A 13,717-nucleotide genomic window follows, 5' to 3' on the forward strand; every position below is an offset into this window, starting at 1 on the left:
CCCGGGGCGCGGGCCGTTCCGCGCTGTACGGGGCGGGCCGCCGGGGCGGGTGAGGCGAGCGAACAGGTAAAATGTCCAATGGTGCGCCGGGAAGTCTGGTCGGCAGGGCCGTCCCGCCGTGGTGCGCGGGCCGGGTCTTGACCGACCGTCCCCCACCTTCCCGGGAGTCCCTGCATGGCGCGCCCTACTTTGCGGCGCCGCGTCGCGACGACGTGGCCTGTCCGCCCTACCGTCCGCTACAGCACGCAAGTCGCCAGCGCGTTGCGCATGGAGACGATCGGCGGGGTGGTCATGCTGCTGGCGGCGATCGCCGCGCTGGTGTGGGCCAACACGCCGTGGGCGGACGCCTACGAGAGCCTCCGCAAGTTCGAGATCAGCCCGCACTGGCTGCACCTGGGGCACATGGACGTGCAGCACTGGGCGTCCAGCGGACTGCTGGCGGTGTTCTTCTTCGTGGCCGGGCTCGAACTGCGCGAGGAACTGACGCACGGCGAGCTGCGCAAACCGCGGGACGCGGCCCTACCGGTGATAGCGGCGGCGGCCGGTGTGGTGTTGCCCGCGCTCATCTTCCTCATGGTGAGCGCAGGCGAGTCCGGGGCGCTGCGGGGCTGGGCCGTGCCGACGGCGACGGACATCGCGTTCGCCCTGGCCGTGCTGGCTGTGACGTTCACGTCATGCCCGCCGCCCCTGCGCGCCTTCCTGCTGACCCTCGCCGTGGTGGACGACCTGATAGCCATCACCATCATCGCGCTCTTCTACACGGAGACCCTGCACTGGACGTGGCTGGGCCTCTCGGTGGTCCTGATCGCCGTCTACGGGGTGCTGCAACAGAGGAATTTCCGCTCGCCGTGGGTGTACGTGCCCCTCGCCATCCTGGCCTGGTACTTCCTTCAGCGGAGCGGGATCCACGCAACGGTCGCCGCGGTCGCCCTCGGAATGCTCACCAGCCCCAAGGAAACCCCTGACGGACGGCCCACCAACGCAGAGCGCACTGACCATTTCCTACGGCCGTTGTCGGCGGGCGTGTGCGTGCCCGTGTTCGCCTTCGTGTCGGCCGGTGTCGGGCTCGGCGCGTCCCAACTGGGCGCCGTGTTCACCGACCGGGTGGCCCTCGGCGTGATCGCCGGACTGGTGATCGGTAAGTTCTTGGGGGTCTTCGGCGGCGCCTGGGCGGCGGTACGGCTCAACCTGGCGACCCTCGGGGAGGACCTGCACTGGCACGAGATCGCCGGCGTCGCGCTCCTCGCCGGGGTGGGTTTCACCGTTTCGCTGCTGATCGGCGGTTTGGCCTATACCGACCCGTCACAATTCGAGAGAGTGACGACTGCGGTCCTGATCGCGAGCGTTCTCGCCTCGGCGGCCGCGGCCGTCGTCTTCCGGAGAAGGGTGCGTGTGCGCGCGCGCCCGGACTAAGGAGTAAAGCGATATGTCCGAGGCACTACCGGGCGAGCGCATGGAGGACAAGTCCGTCGGCGAGCTGGTCGCGCTGGCGTCGAGCAACGTCTCCGACCTTGTCAGGGCCGAGATGACCCTGGCCAAGATGGAGCTGAAGGCCGACGCCAAGAAGGCGGCGCTGAGCAGCGTGATGGTCACCATCGCCGCGGTGATGGGCGGACTCGTCGTCATCCTGCTGTCGATCTCGTTCGCGCTCGGGCTCGCGGAACTCGGCATCTGGCCGTGGCTGGCGTTCCTCATCGTCGCGATCGTCTACGTGGGGCTCGCCGGGGGGCTGATGCTCCTCGCCAAGCGGTTCATCAAGCGGATCGAGGGCGCGAAGCGCACCCGCAAGACGCTGAAGGACGACTTCACCGCGCTGCGCCGCCGCGGCGACGCGGACGAGATCGAGGCCGGCGGCAAGGACGCCGGCGAGCTAGAGCCGACGGGCTGACCCACGCCATGTCGGGGCACGATGCGTCGCTGGTCGAGGTCGAGGGGCCGTGGGTCCACCGGCAGGTCAGCGCCGGGGGGACGCGGTTCCACGTCGCCGAGGCCGGCGAGGGTCCGCTCGTCCTGCTGCTGCACGGCTTCCCCGAGTTCTGGTGGTCGTGGCACAACCAGCTGGTCTCGCTGTCCGAGGCCGGCTACCGGGCCGCCGCCGTCGACCTGCGCGGGTACGGCGGCAGCGACAAGCCGCCGCGCGGCTACGACCTGGTGACGCTGGCCAGGGACGCCGCCGGGCTGGTCCGCGCGCTGGGCGAGGCGAACGCGATCGTCGTCGGGCACGACTGGGGCGGGCTACTCGCGTGGACGACCGCCGTCTACCACCCCAAGACCGTCCAGCGGCTGGCCGTGGTGAGCGCGCCGCATCCGCTGCGCCTGCGCCAGGCCGTCGCCGGGGACCCGCGCGGCCAGGGCTGGGCGACGCGGCACACGTTCGGCTACCAGGTGCCGCTGTGGCCTGAACGGCGCCTCGTCCGCGACGACGCGGCGCTCGTGGGCAAGCTCCTGCACGACTGGTCCGGGCCGGGCTGGCCGGACGAGCGCACAGAGCAGCTCGTACGGAAGGCAGTGCAGATCCCCGGGGTGGTCCATAGCGCACTGGAGTACCACCGCTGGTTGATCCGGTCGCAGGCACGTCCGGACGGCATCCGCTACGCGCACCGCATGCGCGCCCCCATCGAGGTGCCCACGCTGCAACTGCACGGGGCGCTCGACACCTGCACCCTCCCTGCCAGCGCACAGGGCTCTGGCCGCTACGTATCGGCCCCTTACCGGTGGAAGCTCATCGAAGGCGCCGGCCACTTCCCCCATCAGGAACGCCCCCGCGCGTTCGACGCCGAGCTCCTCGGCTGGCTGTCCGACCCGGAGCCGGAACGCTGACCCCCGGGCGTACGGTGGAGCCATGCGCGATCGGGACGAGTCTGGACGCCCACGCAACGCACGCCCGAGGGACGCCTACGGTCGTCCACTGCCCCACGGCGCGACAGGCATCCCCACCATGCCGGACGACCTCGACATGCCGCCGGACGAGGCGCTGGCCGAGGCGCAGCGCCTGCTGGACGCCGACCGCCCGTTCCACGCCCACGAGGTACTGGAGGCGGTCTGGAAGGCCGCCCCTGAGCCCGAACGGGAGCTCTGGCGGGGGCTGGCCCAGGTCGCCGTGGGGATCACCCACCTGCGCCGGGGGAACGCGCGCGGCGCCGAGGCGCTCCTGAGCCGCGCCGCCGAACGCCTCGTCCCCTACGAGTCCGGCACCCCGCACAACATCGACGTGCGGGGAGTCGTCAAGCAGGCACGGGAACTGGCCACAAGCCCCGAGCGCGGCCCGATATCCCTCCGCCTCACGACCACCGCCTGAGAGCCGGCACAACGGCGCGGAGGGTCAGTCGGAGCAGTTCTGGGTGGAGACCGGCGCCGTGGCCTGGGCGCCCGCGCGCGCGTCGGCGGCGACCTCCGCGGCGGTGAGCGCGTAGCCGGTGGACGGGGTGTCGAGCGCCGCCGCGAAGATGACGCCGTAGACGCGGCCGTCCGTGGACAGCAGCGGCCCGCCGGAGTTCCCCGGCTCGACCTTGCCGCGGATGGCGTAGATCTCGCGGCTGACCTGCCCGGAGTGGTAGATGTCCGGGCCGCGCGCCGTCTGCCGGGCGCGGATCCGGGCGGCGCCCGCCGTGAACGGCTGGTTCTTCGGGAACCCGGCGATGATCGCGTCGTCGCGGACGCGGGCCTCCTTGGCGAACTGCAGCGCGGGCGCCCGCAGCCCCGGCACGTACAGCACGGCGACGTCCCGCTTGGGGTCGTACAGGACGACCCGCCCGCGCGCGCTGTCGCCGTTGATCAGCGACACCTTCGAGGAGCCGCGCGCCCCGGCGACGACGTGCGCGTTGGTCATGACGTGCTGCGGCGCGAACACGAACCCGGTGCCCTCGATGCGGCGCTGGCACTGCGGCGCGGTGCTGACCACCTTCACGATGCTGTTCTTGGCGGCCTTCAGCCCGCGGGTGCTCAGCACGGACTCGTCCGGCGGCGGCACCTGCACCACCGACTCGCCGCCGAGGCCGTTGAACACCTGCGGGAACTCGCTGCTCTTCACGAACCCCTGGAACGAGGTGAACCAGGTCTGCGCCTGGGCGGGCATGACCTCGTCGATCCCGTTGATGATCGAGGAGCCCTTGACCTGCGTCCGGACCGGCTTGAACTCGGAGTTGGCGACCAGGCTGCCGAAGAACCACGCGACGATCAGCAGCGACATGGCGCTGACGAAGGTGCCGCCGACCGCGTCCGCGGTGCGGGCGTTCATGCCGGTCACCCGGTTGCGCAGGACGGCGCCGACCGAGGAGGCGATCAGCTGGCCGAGGGTGGCGGCCAGGAACGCGATCACGATGGCGAGCAGGGCCTGCTGCGCGGCGCCGTCGACCGCGGACTCGGCGATCGGCGGCGCGATCAGCACCCCGATGACGCCGCCGCCGACGAAGCCGGCGAAGCTCAGCAGGCTCACGATGAAGCCCTGCCGGTAGCCCGAGACTCCGAACAGCACGACGAGCACGAGCAGGATCAGGTCGAGAACGTGGTCGTGCAGCACCGCTCAACCGTATAGTGCCGCGCCGCCGCGGCACGTCCCCTCGATGTACCAGATTGGGGTGCGCCGGGTAGCCGTCAGGAATGACACGCGGCCGTGACCATGGCCATGCCCTTCACTTACGGGGCTGTGACCTGCTGATCTTTCCCGCCGGGCCGGAGATGTCGATTCGGTCGCGATTCTGGAGATCGTCAGCCGCGGGCGGCGAGATCCACGTCCCCGGGCGGCAGGTCCTCGACGCGGGACATGTCCCACGGCCGGTTCCAGCCCCCGGCGTCCAGCACCCGGATGAGCAGCGCGGCCGTGAAGCCCCACACGAGCATGTCGCGTACGCGGAACGCCGGCCCGAGCCGCGTCCCGGACGGGTGCCTGATCATCAGCCGGTTCGCCGGGTCGACCAGCTCGCCGATCGGGACGCGGGCGACCATCGCGACCTCGCCGGGGTGGCCGGGGGCGATCTCCGACGGCTCGCGCCACCAGCCGGCGACGGGCGTGACGCGGTGCTCGCTGTGCGGCAGGTACAGCTCGGGGAGCGTGCACAGGACGTCCACGCCGGACGGCTCGACGCCGGCCTCCTCCCACGCCTCGCGCAGCGCCGCCGCCACCGGGCCGTCGTCCTCGGGGTCGATGCGGCCGCCGGGGAACGCGGGCTGCCCCGCGTGCTTGTTCAGCGTGGCGGCGCGCTCGGTGAGCAGGACGTCGGGGCCGTCGGGTCCCTCGCCGAACAGGATCAGGACGGCGGCGGCGCGGGCGCCCGGCGCGGGCCGGAACATCGACGGCACCGGCATCCGGGGGCCTTCCACGCGGAAGCGGGCGAGCCAGTCGGGAGTGTTGGGGACGGTCTCGGTCACAACCGTCCCAACCCCGGAGCACCCGCGTTCCTTCCCGCGGGCGTCCTTCTCGCCGTTTCGCCGCCGCGCCGAGCCGTCATGAGAACGGCCCCGGCTTGACGAGCTTGCGGGCGGTCTCCTCGTCGGTGGGCCCTTCGCCGAAGGACGGGCAGAGCCGCGCGAGCGGGCACGCGCCGCACGCCGGACGCCGCGCATGGCAGATCCGGCGGCCGTGCCAGATGAGCCTGTGGGACAGCATCGTCCAGTCCTTGCGGGGGATGAGCTCGCCGACCTCCTGCTCGACCTTCACGGGGTCGTCCTCGGCGGTCCAGCGGAACCGCCGGGCGAGGCGGCCGAAGTGGGTGTCGACGGTGATTCCGGGGACGTCGAACGCGTTCCCCAGGACGACGTTGGCCGTCTTGCGCCCGACACCGGGCAGCTTGACGAGGTCTTCGAGCCGCCCTGGGACCTCACCGTCGAACTGGTCGCGCAGTGCCGCCGACAGCCCCATCACCGATTTGGTCTTGGCGCGGAAGAACCCGGTGGGCTTCAGGATCGCCTCGACGTCCTCGGGGTCGGCTGCGGCCAGGTCTTCCGGGGTGGGGTACTTGGCGAACAGTTCCGGCGTCGTCAGGTTCACCCGCATGTCGGTGGTCTGCGCCGACAGGACGGTTGCGACGAGGAGCTGGAACGGGCTCCCGAAGTTCAGCTCGCAGTGCGCGTCCGGGTAGGTCTCGGCCAGGATCCGGTTCATCCGGCGCGCGCGCCGGACGAGCCCCAGCCTCGTCTCGTCCTTCCACTTCCGAGCACGCGCCTTCGGGGACGCCTCCGTCGCCATACGGCCAGCCTAAGGCGTCCGTCGCCGGATCCCGCCGCAGCGGCGATTTCGGCGGAGGCGCGTAATCGGACCGTGGCCGCACCGTCTCTCCTGCACGTCGTTCCCCGAAGGTTCAACACCCCGTTCCCGAAGGAGATCGCATGCCCGACCTCAGCGAGGTGGTCCGTCTTCCGGTGCGCCGGATCGAGCTCGACCTGTCGTTCGAGGACGCCGCCCGGATCGCCGAGGATCTCCGCGGCCACGTGCCGGGCATCGCCGCTGAGGCGGTGCGGCGGATCGAGGAGCGGCTGCCGGAGTTCGTGCGGCCGCACGACCCCCGGTACGCCAGGGCCGTCCTGCTGGGCGTCGAGTGCGCCATCGGCCACTTCCTGGAGCTGATGGCCGACCCCGGCGCGTCCTCGGCGGAGGTGGTGGAGTTCTGGCGGCAGATCGGCGCCGGCGAGGCCAGCGAGGGCCGGACGCTGGACGCCTGGCAGGCGGCGACGCGGATCGGGACGGGCCTCGCGGTGGAGCAGCTCACCGGGTGCGCCGAGCGGCTCGGGCACCGGATGAGCCCGGCCGACATCGCCGCGATCGCGAACGCGGCGCTGGACTACCTGAACCAGGTGGCGGTGTTCGTCGCCGAGGGCCACGCGGACGCCGCCGCCCGCGCCGAGGGGACGCGCCAGGAGCACCGCAGGCGGCTGCTGGAGCTGCTGCTGGGCGAGGCGTCCGAGCGGGACCTGCACGACGCGGCGCGGGAGGCGGACTGGGCGCTGCCCCGCACCGTCGCCGCCGTCGCGCTCCGCGAGCACGGGCCCGACACCCGGCACCCGGCGCTGCCGCCGGACGTCCTGCTGGGCCTGCACCTGGCCGAGCCGTGCCTGGTCGTCCCCGACCCTGAGGGCCCCGGCCGCGCCCGGATGCTGGAGCGGCACCTGCACGGCTGGACGGCGGCGATCGGCCCGGCGGTCGCGCCGGCCGAGGCGGCCACGTCGCTGCGGCCGGCGCGCGAGGCGCTGGAGCTGGCCCGCCAGGGGCTGATCACCGCCGCCTCGCCGGTCGTCGCCGAGCGGCACATGCCGCTCATCGTGATGATGCGGGAACGGGTGCTGGTCGAGAAGGTGATCCGCCGGCGGCTCGCGCCGCTGCTGCGCGCCCGCCCGGCGCAGCGCTACAGGCTGGCTGAGACGCTGCTGACGTGCCTGGAGTGCGGCTTCAACGCCACGGAGGTGTCGGGCCGCCTGCATCTGCATCCGCAGACCGTCCGGTACCGGCTGCGGCAACTGGAGGACCTGTTCGGCGACGACCTCTACATGACGTCCGACCGGCTGGAGCTGCACATGGCCCTGCACGCCTGGCTCGCGCTCAACGCCGAACCCGCCGCCGCCCGGGACGACGTCAACTACGGGTAGGAGCGGGTGGTGTCAGTGCGTGGCCTCGATGGCCCAGCCTTGGGCGGCCATCCCCGCATAGGAGGCCGGTTTCAGCGACACCGGTTTCAGCCCGGACCAGCTTGCCTGAAGGTAATAGCCTTCGCCGTTGCTGAGCCGGTAGACCGACGGAGCGGTCCGCGCCATCGTCCAGACCTGGTGCGCGCCCCCGCACGGCGCCATCACCACCGAGTACTCGCTGCCGCCTTCCCATGGGACGCCTGCCGACGCCTCACCCCGGGCCATGCACTGCCCTGTGGTGGAGCTCGTCAGCGTGAAGCCGCCGCCGGTGTTCTCGCGTTTCCAGCCGGTAGTGGAGTCGGAGCAGGGACGCTGCACCACCGCCGATCCGCTCGGCGCCAGGCACGAGCGAAGCGTCGTGTTGCGCACCCGGTAAGGGCCCGCCCCCGATGCCGTTTCGGGATTGGTGCCCGCGCCAGGGGCCGTGCTGTCCGGTCCAGGGCTTCGTGTGGCAACGGCGTAGTCGGACCGGTGGACGTCCTCCGGGGCCCCCGGCGTCTGCGAGGCGGGCGCAGCGGGCGGCCGGGCGGCCTCTGGGGGCGCCTGGGCACCGTCCCCGCCCGTGCTGAACAGGATGATCGCGAGCCCGGTCGCGATGCCGCCCGCCACGGCGGCGGGCAGTGCCCACCCTGCCCCGGACGCGGCCGAGCCGAGCGGGGCGAGCGGGCTGAACGGCGCTGAAGGGGCGCCCAGCAGGACGGCACCGATGGGCAGGGCGCGCCGCAGCCGCCCGTTGAGGTCGGCCATCTCCTTGGACGCGCGCCTGCAGTCAGCACAAGCCTCCAGGTGGCGGCGCAGCGCGCGCGTGCGGCGACGCCCTGGGCGGCGGACGTTCGCGGCGAGTTGTGCGGTGAACTCGGCGCACTCGGGGCGTCCGCCGGCGCTGGCGGCGAGGAACGCCTGGCGGAGCCCTTCGCGCGCGCGGAACGACAGCTGGGAGACCGCGCCCTTCTCCATGCCGAGCAGGTTCGCGACCTGCGCGATGGGTTCGTCCTCGATGACCGTGTACCAGAGCACGGTCTGCCACCGCTCGGGGAGCGAGCGGAAGGCGCGGACTAACGCGTCCAGTTCGTCGAGGTCCGGCGGAGGGTCGTCCTCCGGGGCGGAGGCCCAGTCGGCGACCTCGTCGGTCACCACAGTGCGGCGGTCACCACGGGCCCAGTCGGTCGCCGTGTTGCGGACCACCGTGTAGAGGTAGGGCCTACAGGCGTCGCGCGGCCCGTGGCCCTGGCGCATCGCCGCGAAAGTGCGGGTGAACGCCTCGCTGGTGAGGTCTTCGGCGAGGTGCTGGTCTCTGACCAACCCCCGCGCATACCTCAGCACGGCCGTGTGGTGCCGCCGGAACAGCTCCTCAGACGCGTGCTCGTCACCGTCCGCGGCGGCCGACAGAAGGTCGGCGTCCGGCCGCGCCTCCACGCCCGCTACCACCACGCCATCCAACCCGTGGCCCGCATGTCACCACAACCCTCGGAGGTCGCCTTGTCACCGCCCGAGAAGACGCCCGTTCGGTACCGCCATTACGGATATTCATGGCGAACCTTAAAAAGACGGGCATGTTCATTAATGTTAGAGTCGCGGCATGATCCATGACTCCACCCGGTGGGACTCGTCCCCGTGGCCGGCGACGCTCGCCGGACGGCGCGTCCTGATCACCGGCGCGGCACGGGGCATCGGCGCGGCCCTCGCCGCCAGGCTGCACGGGCGCGGCGCGCGGGTCGCGCTCGCCGGACTCGAACCCGACCTGCTCGCCACCGTCGCCGCCGACTGCGGGTCCGCGCCCTGGTGGACGTGCGACGTGACCGACCGCGGCAGGGTCGAAGAGGTCGTGAACAGCGCGGTACGGGAACTGGGCGGCCTGGACGTGGTCGTCGCCAACGCCGGTGTGGCCGCGCAGATGCCCATCATCGGCGGCGACCCGTCCGTCCTGGAGCAGAGCCTCAGGGTGAACGTGCTCGGCGTCTACAACACGCTCCGAGCGGCTGGACCCCACATCAGCCACGAACGCGGTTACGCGCTGGCCGTGGCGTCCCTTGCGGCGGCCGTCCAGGCACCACTGCTGGGCGCGTACAGCGCGTCCAAGGCGGCGGTGGAGGCGATGGGCAACACGCTCCGGTCCGAACTGAAGCCGTGGGGCGCGAAGGCGGGCGTGGCCTACTTCGCCGAGCTCGACACCGACATGACGCATCGGGGCTTCGGCACCGAGGCCGCGGCCGCCCTGACCGGCGCGAGGTCGTCGACCAGCTTCATCTCGAAGGTCACGCCGCTGAAAGTGGGCATCGACGCGCTGGAGCGCGGGATCGCCCGCCGGTCCCGGCGCGTCGTCGCCCCCTGGTGGGTCGGCGGCGTCCTGCCGGTCCGGATGCTCGCGCAGCCCGTGGTCGACCGGGCCGTCCAGCGCGACCTGCGCCGCATCCTCGAACTCGCGCGGAAGGAGCAGGTCGAACTGACCACGCCGCAGCCGGACTCCGCGCGGTGACCGCGCCGCGCGCCACTCCCGGGCGGCTCCGCGACGTCGGCGCGCTGAACTGGCTCATCTGCCGGGTCGCGGGCCGCGTCGCCGGGACGAACCCGCCCAACCTCTTCCTGACCCTCGCGCGCCGCCGCGGCCTGTTCCGCGGCTGGCTGTGGTTCGCCGGGCGGCTCATGCCCGGCGGCACCCTGCCCCGCCGCGAGACCGAACTGGTGATCCTGCGCGTCGCGCACCTGCGCGACTGCCGCTACGAGTTCGACCACCACGTCCGCCTGGGGCGCCGCACGGGCGTCCTCCCGGCGGACGTCGAGCGGGTCAAGGCCGGGCCGTCCGCCGACGGCTGGACGCCGCGCGAGCGGGCGATCCTCACCGCCACCGACCGCCTCCACACCGACCGGGACCTGGACGACCGGACCTGGACGAAGCTCCGCACCCACCTCACCGAGGGGGAGTGCGTCGAGCTGACCATGCTCGCCGGGCACTACGAGATGCTCGCCACCGTGATCACCACCCTCCGCGTCCAGCCCGACCGGCCCCGCCGCGCCCCGCGCCCCCGCAGCCCCGGAGGCCGCTGACCCGGACCCACCCCCAGGAGGTCACCCCCATGCCCCCAGCCCCCGCCGTCCGCCGTCCCCGCCCCATCCATCCGCGAGCGACCGCCGGGCGGCGCCTCACCGCCGTCGCGCTGGCGGCCGTGACGGCCTCGGCCGGGCTGACCGTCCCGGCGCGGGCGGCCGAGGGCGGTGTCCGCTTCTCCGACGGCGGCGGCATCCAGGTCGTGAACGTGCGACGCATCGACGACCGGCAGTACGCGGTCCGGGTGCGCACGGCCGCGCTGGGGAGGGCCGTGGACGTCCGCATCCTGCTGCCGGACGGCTACGAGCGGCGGGCGAGCGCCCGCTACCCCGTCCTCTACCTGTTCCACGGGACGTCCGGGCGCGCCGCCGACTGGGTCGAGGCCGGCGACGCCGCGAAGACCACCGCCGGGCGGCCCCTGATCACCGTCATGCCGGACGCGGGCTTCGACGGCAACGGCGGCGGCTGGTTCACCGACTGGGCCGATCCGGGCACCGGGCTCGGGCCGTCCAAGTGGGAGACCTTCCACATCGGCCGGCTCATCCCATGGATCGACGGCAACCTGCGCACGGTCGCGGGACGCGGCGGGCGGGCCGTCGCGGGCCTGTCGCAAGGCGGGTTCGGCGCGATGACCTACGCGGCCCGGCATCCCGACCTGTTCGTCTCCGCCGCGTCGTTCTCCGGCGCGCCCGACATCTCCTCCAACCCGGTGGTCGCGGCCGGGGCGACCGCCGTCGTCTCCTACATCGCGCTCGCCCTCAACGGGGTGAACCCGGACGCGATCTTCGGCTCGCGGCTCACCGACGACGTCAACTGGCGCGGCCACGACCCCGCCACCCTGGCGTCCAACCTGCGCGGCATGCGGCTCGCGCTCTACACCGCCACCGGGATCCCGGGGCCGCTGGACCCGCCGGCGCCGGACCCCGCCGCCATCGGCATCGAGGCCCTCACCCACGTGTCGACGGTCAGCTTCCACCAGCGCCTGAAAGATCTGAAGATCCCCAGCCAGTACACCGACTACGTGTTCGGCACCCACATCTTCCCGCACTGGGCGCGCGACCTGCGGGACCACATCGGCCCGCTGATGCGGACGTTCGCCGCCCCGCCCACGCCGCCTGCGAAGGTCTCCTACCGGTCGATCGACCGGAGCTGGACGCAATGGGGCTGGACGGTCTCCCTGGACCGGCACAAGGCACGGGAGTTCAGCACACTCTCCGACGCGTCCAAGACGGGCTTCACGCTGCGCGCCTCAGGAGCCGCCACGGTCACGACACCCGCCGCCTACCGTCCAGGGGCACGGGCCGTCATCGACGTGACGCAAGGGTGGACGCACCGCGTCATCAAGACGACCGCCGGACCGCAGGGGCGGCTCACCATCACGCTCCCGCGCGCACACGGCGCCGCCACCACCCGGGTGAGCATCACCACACCTCAGAGGGCGTCCTAGCCTCGCTGAGACGAGGCTCAGGCGTCCAGGACGCCCGACCGGACGAGGACGCGCACGTGCTCGGTGACCGGCGGGCCGATCGCCTTCAGCGCCTCGATGTCGCCCATCGCGATCGCCGGCGTCACCATCGAGCTCACCGCCGCCACGATGACCTTGCACGCGAACTCGCCCGCCGGACCCGTCACGCCCATGAGCCCCGTCAAGGCGCCGACCAGGGCGCCCTGGATGTCGGCCCGCCGCTTGATGGCCTCCGGACCGGCCGCGTACACCTCCACCAGGAACAGGCGTGCGTACCCCGGCTCGGACGACAGGGCGTCCAGGTAGGCCGTCACGGCACGTTCGAACCGGGTCGCGGCGTCGCCCTCGCCCCCGCCCGCGGCGGTGGAGGCGCCCACGGCGGCCTCCAGACGGTGCATGAGCACCTCGCCCGCCTTGTCGAACGCGGCCATGAAGCAATCGAGCTTGGACGAGAAGAGCCCGTAGAAGCTCTGCCGCGACACTCTGGCCCGTTTCAGGACGTCCTCAACCGACGTTCCGACGTACCCTTTCTCCAGCATCGCCGCGGCCATGGCCGCGCAGAGCCGGTCACGGTGCACCCGCTCGACCTCCGAACGGGACAGCGCGTGACGGCCCCGCGGCAGCCGGCGCGGTGCGGGACCGGACCCGGAGCTCTGCATCCGCTCAGGCTAAGGCACCCGCACCCCCTGCCCGGGTCGTCCGTTAACAGGGGATGAGACCGGTGTGATGGCATTCACCCAGTGGTCCGTACACTGGGCGAACGGGACCGTGGCCCGCCGCGGGACACAAGAACCCCCGGTCCCGCGTTTCGGCGCGCCGTGACCCTGCCTTCACGTCCGCGGTGGGACGTACGTCACACTAGGCATGTAGGTGTTCGAGGAGGAGAAGCGTGACCGATCGCGACGTGGACGTTCTGAGCAGAGCCCCGCTCTTCGAGGCCCTCGACGAGCAGGGCGCCAAGGCGCTGCGCGCCAACGTGACCGAGGTGCGTCTCGCGCGCGGTCAGACGCTGTTCAACGAGGGCGAGACCGGAGACCGGCTGTACGTCGTCCTCGAAGGCAAGATCAAGCTGACCCGGACGGCGCCGGACGGCCGGGAGAACCTGCTGAGCGTGCTCGGCCCGAGCGAGATGTTCGGCGAGCTGTCGCTGTTCGACCCGCGCCCGCGCACCGCCAGCGCGATCGCCGTCACCGAGTGCCGCCTCGCCGGGCTCGGCCACGACGACCTGCGGCCCTGGCTCACCGGGCACCCCGAGGTCGCCGTCCAGCTGCTCCGCGCGCTGGCGCAGCGGCTCCGCAAGACCAACGACGTGATGGCCGACCTGGTCTTCACCGACGTCCCCGGGCGCGTCGCGAAGGCGCTGCTCGACCTGGCGGAGCGGTTCGGCCAGCCGTCGGAGGCCGGCCTGCACGTCCACCACGACCTCACGCAGGAGGAGCTGGCGCAGCTCGTCGGCGCCTCCCGCGAGACCGTGAACAAGGCGCTCGCCGACTTCGCCCAGCGCAACTGGCTCCGCATCGAGGCGCGCGCCGTCGTCATCCTCGACATCGAACGCCTCCGCAAGCGCTCCAAGTAGCACCCCCCGGCAG

General features: G+C 72.5%; 14 protein-coding genes. 9 read left to right on the forward strand and 5 right to left on the reverse strand.

Annotated features, from left to right (window positions below):
• The first annotated feature begins 267 nt into the window (after positions 1–267).
• From nhaA to CHF16_RS31855, 4 genes are all read left to right on the forward strand, one after another.
• A complete protein-coding gene (gene nhaA, locus CHF16_RS31840) occupies positions 268–1,413 on the forward strand; it encodes a Na+/H+ antiporter NhaA (RefSeq protein ID WP_245869606.1) in 1,146 nt (381 codons plus the stop codon).
• 13 nt (positions 1,414–1,426) lie between these two features.
• Complete coding sequence (locus CHF16_RS31845; protein WP_089329866.1) at positions 1,427–1,888, forward strand: phage holin family protein; 462 nt, start codon at positions 1,427–1,429, stop codon at positions 1,886–1,888.
• 8 nt (positions 1,889–1,896) lie between these two features.
• Complete coding sequence (locus CHF16_RS31850; protein ID WP_089329867.1) at positions 1,897–2,820, forward strand: alpha/beta fold hydrolase; 924 nt, start codon at positions 1,897–1,899, stop codon at positions 2,818–2,820.
• Positions 2,821–2,938: 118 nt separating this feature from the next.
• Positions 2,939–3,298, forward strand: coding sequence for a DUF309 domain-containing protein (locus tag CHF16_RS31855; protein ID WP_245869608.1), 360 nt, complete (start codon positions 2,939–2,941; stop codon positions 3,296–3,298).
• A gap of 24 nt (positions 3,299–3,322) precedes the next feature.
• On the opposite strand, the gene CHF16_RS31860 is transcribed toward CHF16_RS31855, so the two are convergent.
• From CHF16_RS31860 to nth, 3 genes are all read right to left on the reverse strand, one after another.
• Positions 3,323–4,519: a MarP family serine protease gene (locus tag CHF16_RS31860; RefSeq protein ID WP_179271800.1), complete on the reverse strand. Its 1,197-nt coding sequence runs from the start codon at positions 4,517–4,519 to the stop codon at positions 3,323–3,325.
• 188 nt (positions 4,520–4,707) lie between these two features.
• Positions 4,708–5,304, reverse strand: coding sequence for an NUDIX hydrolase (locus CHF16_RS31865; protein WP_089329897.1), 597 nt, complete (start codon positions 5,302–5,304; stop codon positions 4,708–4,710).
• Between the two features lie 139 nt (positions 5,305–5,443).
• A complete protein-coding gene (gene nth, locus CHF16_RS31870) occupies positions 5,444–6,184 on the reverse strand; it encodes an endonuclease III (protein ID WP_089329869.1) in 741 nt (246 codons plus the stop codon).
• Positions 6,185–6,324: 140 nt separating this feature from the next.
• Between nth and CHF16_RS31875 the strand changes: the two genes are divergently transcribed.
• Positions 6,325–7,578 carry a PucR family transcriptional regulator gene (locus tag CHF16_RS31875; protein ID WP_089329870.1) on the forward strand — a complete coding sequence of 418 codons (1,254 nt, stop codon included), beginning with the start codon at positions 6,325–6,327 and terminating at the stop codon, positions 7,576–7,578.
• Between the two features lie 12 nt (positions 7,579–7,590).
• Here CHF16_RS31875 and CHF16_RS31880 read toward each other — a convergent pair whose 3' ends face one another.
• Complete coding sequence (locus tag CHF16_RS31880) at positions 7,591–9,045, reverse strand: sigma-70 family RNA polymerase sigma factor (protein WP_179271801.1); 1,455 nt, start codon at positions 9,043–9,045, stop codon at positions 7,591–7,593.
• Between the two features lie 151 nt (positions 9,046–9,196).
• On the opposite strand from CHF16_RS31880, the gene CHF16_RS31885 reads away from it, so the two are divergent.
• From CHF16_RS31885 to CHF16_RS31895, 3 genes are read left to right on the forward strand one after another with little or no spacing between them, the layout of a single operon-like run.
• Positions 9,197–10,093 (forward strand): SDR family NAD(P)-dependent oxidoreductase, encoded by an 897-nt coding sequence (locus tag CHF16_RS31885; RefSeq protein WP_089329872.1) that lies wholly within the window; start codon positions 9,197–9,199, stop codon positions 10,091–10,093.
• Positions 10,090–10,662, forward strand: a complete 573-nt coding sequence (locus tag CHF16_RS31890) for a carboxymuconolactone decarboxylase family protein (protein WP_089329873.1) — start codon at positions 10,090–10,092, stop codon at positions 10,660–10,662. The genes CHF16_RS31885 and CHF16_RS31890 overlap by 4 nt, the downstream gene beginning before the upstream one ends.
• Before the next feature lie 29 nt (positions 10,663–10,691).
• Positions 10,692–12,110, forward strand: a complete 1,419-nt coding sequence (locus CHF16_RS31895; protein ID WP_089329874.1) for an alpha/beta hydrolase — start codon at positions 10,692–10,694, stop codon at positions 12,108–12,110.
• Positions 12,111–12,127: 17 nt separating this feature from the next.
• On the opposite strand, the gene CHF16_RS31900 is transcribed toward CHF16_RS31895, so the two are convergent.
• A complete protein-coding gene (locus CHF16_RS31900; protein ID WP_089329875.1) occupies positions 12,128–12,787 on the reverse strand; it encodes a TetR/AcrR family transcriptional regulator in 660 nt (219 codons plus the stop codon).
• A gap of 230 nt (positions 12,788–13,017) precedes the next feature.
• On the opposite strand from CHF16_RS31900, the gene CHF16_RS31905 reads away from it, so the two are divergent.
• On the forward strand, positions 13,018–13,704 hold the full coding sequence (locus tag CHF16_RS31905; RefSeq protein WP_067483689.1) for a Crp/Fnr family transcriptional regulator: 687 nt from the start codon (positions 13,018–13,020) through the stop codon (positions 13,702–13,704).
• The last annotated feature ends 13 nt before the right edge of the window (positions 13,705–13,717 follow it).

The organism is Actinomadura meyerae (assembly GCF_900188445.1).
In the GTDB taxonomy this organism is placed as follows: domain Bacteria; phylum Actinomycetota; class Actinomycetes; order Streptosporangiales; family Streptosporangiaceae; genus Spirillospora; species Spirillospora meyerae.

Excerpts from the sequence above, each read along its gene's own strand:
- nth (WP_089329869.1), bottom strand. The coding sequence starts at position 6,184 with ATGGCGACGGAGGCGTCCCCGAAGGCGCGTGCTCGGAAGTGGAAGGAC.
- CHF16_RS31845 (WP_089329866.1), top strand. The coding sequence starts at position 1,427 with ATGTCCGAGGCACTACCGGGCGAGCGCATGGAGGACAAGTCCGTCGGC.
- CHF16_RS31895 (WP_089329874.1), top strand. The coding sequence starts at position 10,692 with ATGCCCCCAGCCCCCGCCGTCCGCCGTCCCCGCCCCATCCATCCGCGA.
- CHF16_RS31875 (WP_089329870.1), top strand. The coding sequence starts at position 6,325 with ATGCCCGACCTCAGCGAGGTGGTCCGTCTTCCGGTGCGCCGGATCGAG.
- CHF16_RS31885 (WP_089329872.1), top strand. The coding sequence starts at position 9,197 with ATGATCCATGACTCCACCCGGTGGGACTCGTCCCCGTGGCCGGCGACG.
- CHF16_RS31855 (WP_245869608.1), top strand. The coding sequence starts at position 2,939 with ATGCCGGACGACCTCGACATGCCGCCGGACGAGGCGCTGGCCGAGGCG.
- CHF16_RS31865 (WP_089329897.1), bottom strand. The coding sequence starts at position 5,304 with ATGCCGGTGCCGTCGATGTTCCGGCCCGCGCCGGGCGCCCGCGCCGCC.
- nhaA (WP_245869606.1), top strand. The coding sequence starts at position 268 with ATGGAGACGATCGGCGGGGTGGTCATGCTGCTGGCGGCGATCGCCGCG.
- CHF16_RS31900 (WP_089329875.1), bottom strand. The coding sequence starts at position 12,787 with ATGCAGAGCTCCGGGTCCGGTCCCGCACCGCGCCGGCTGCCGCGGGGC.
- CHF16_RS31850 (WP_089329867.1), top strand. The coding sequence starts at position 1,897 with ATGTCGGGGCACGATGCGTCGCTGGTCGAGGTCGAGGGGCCGTGGGTC.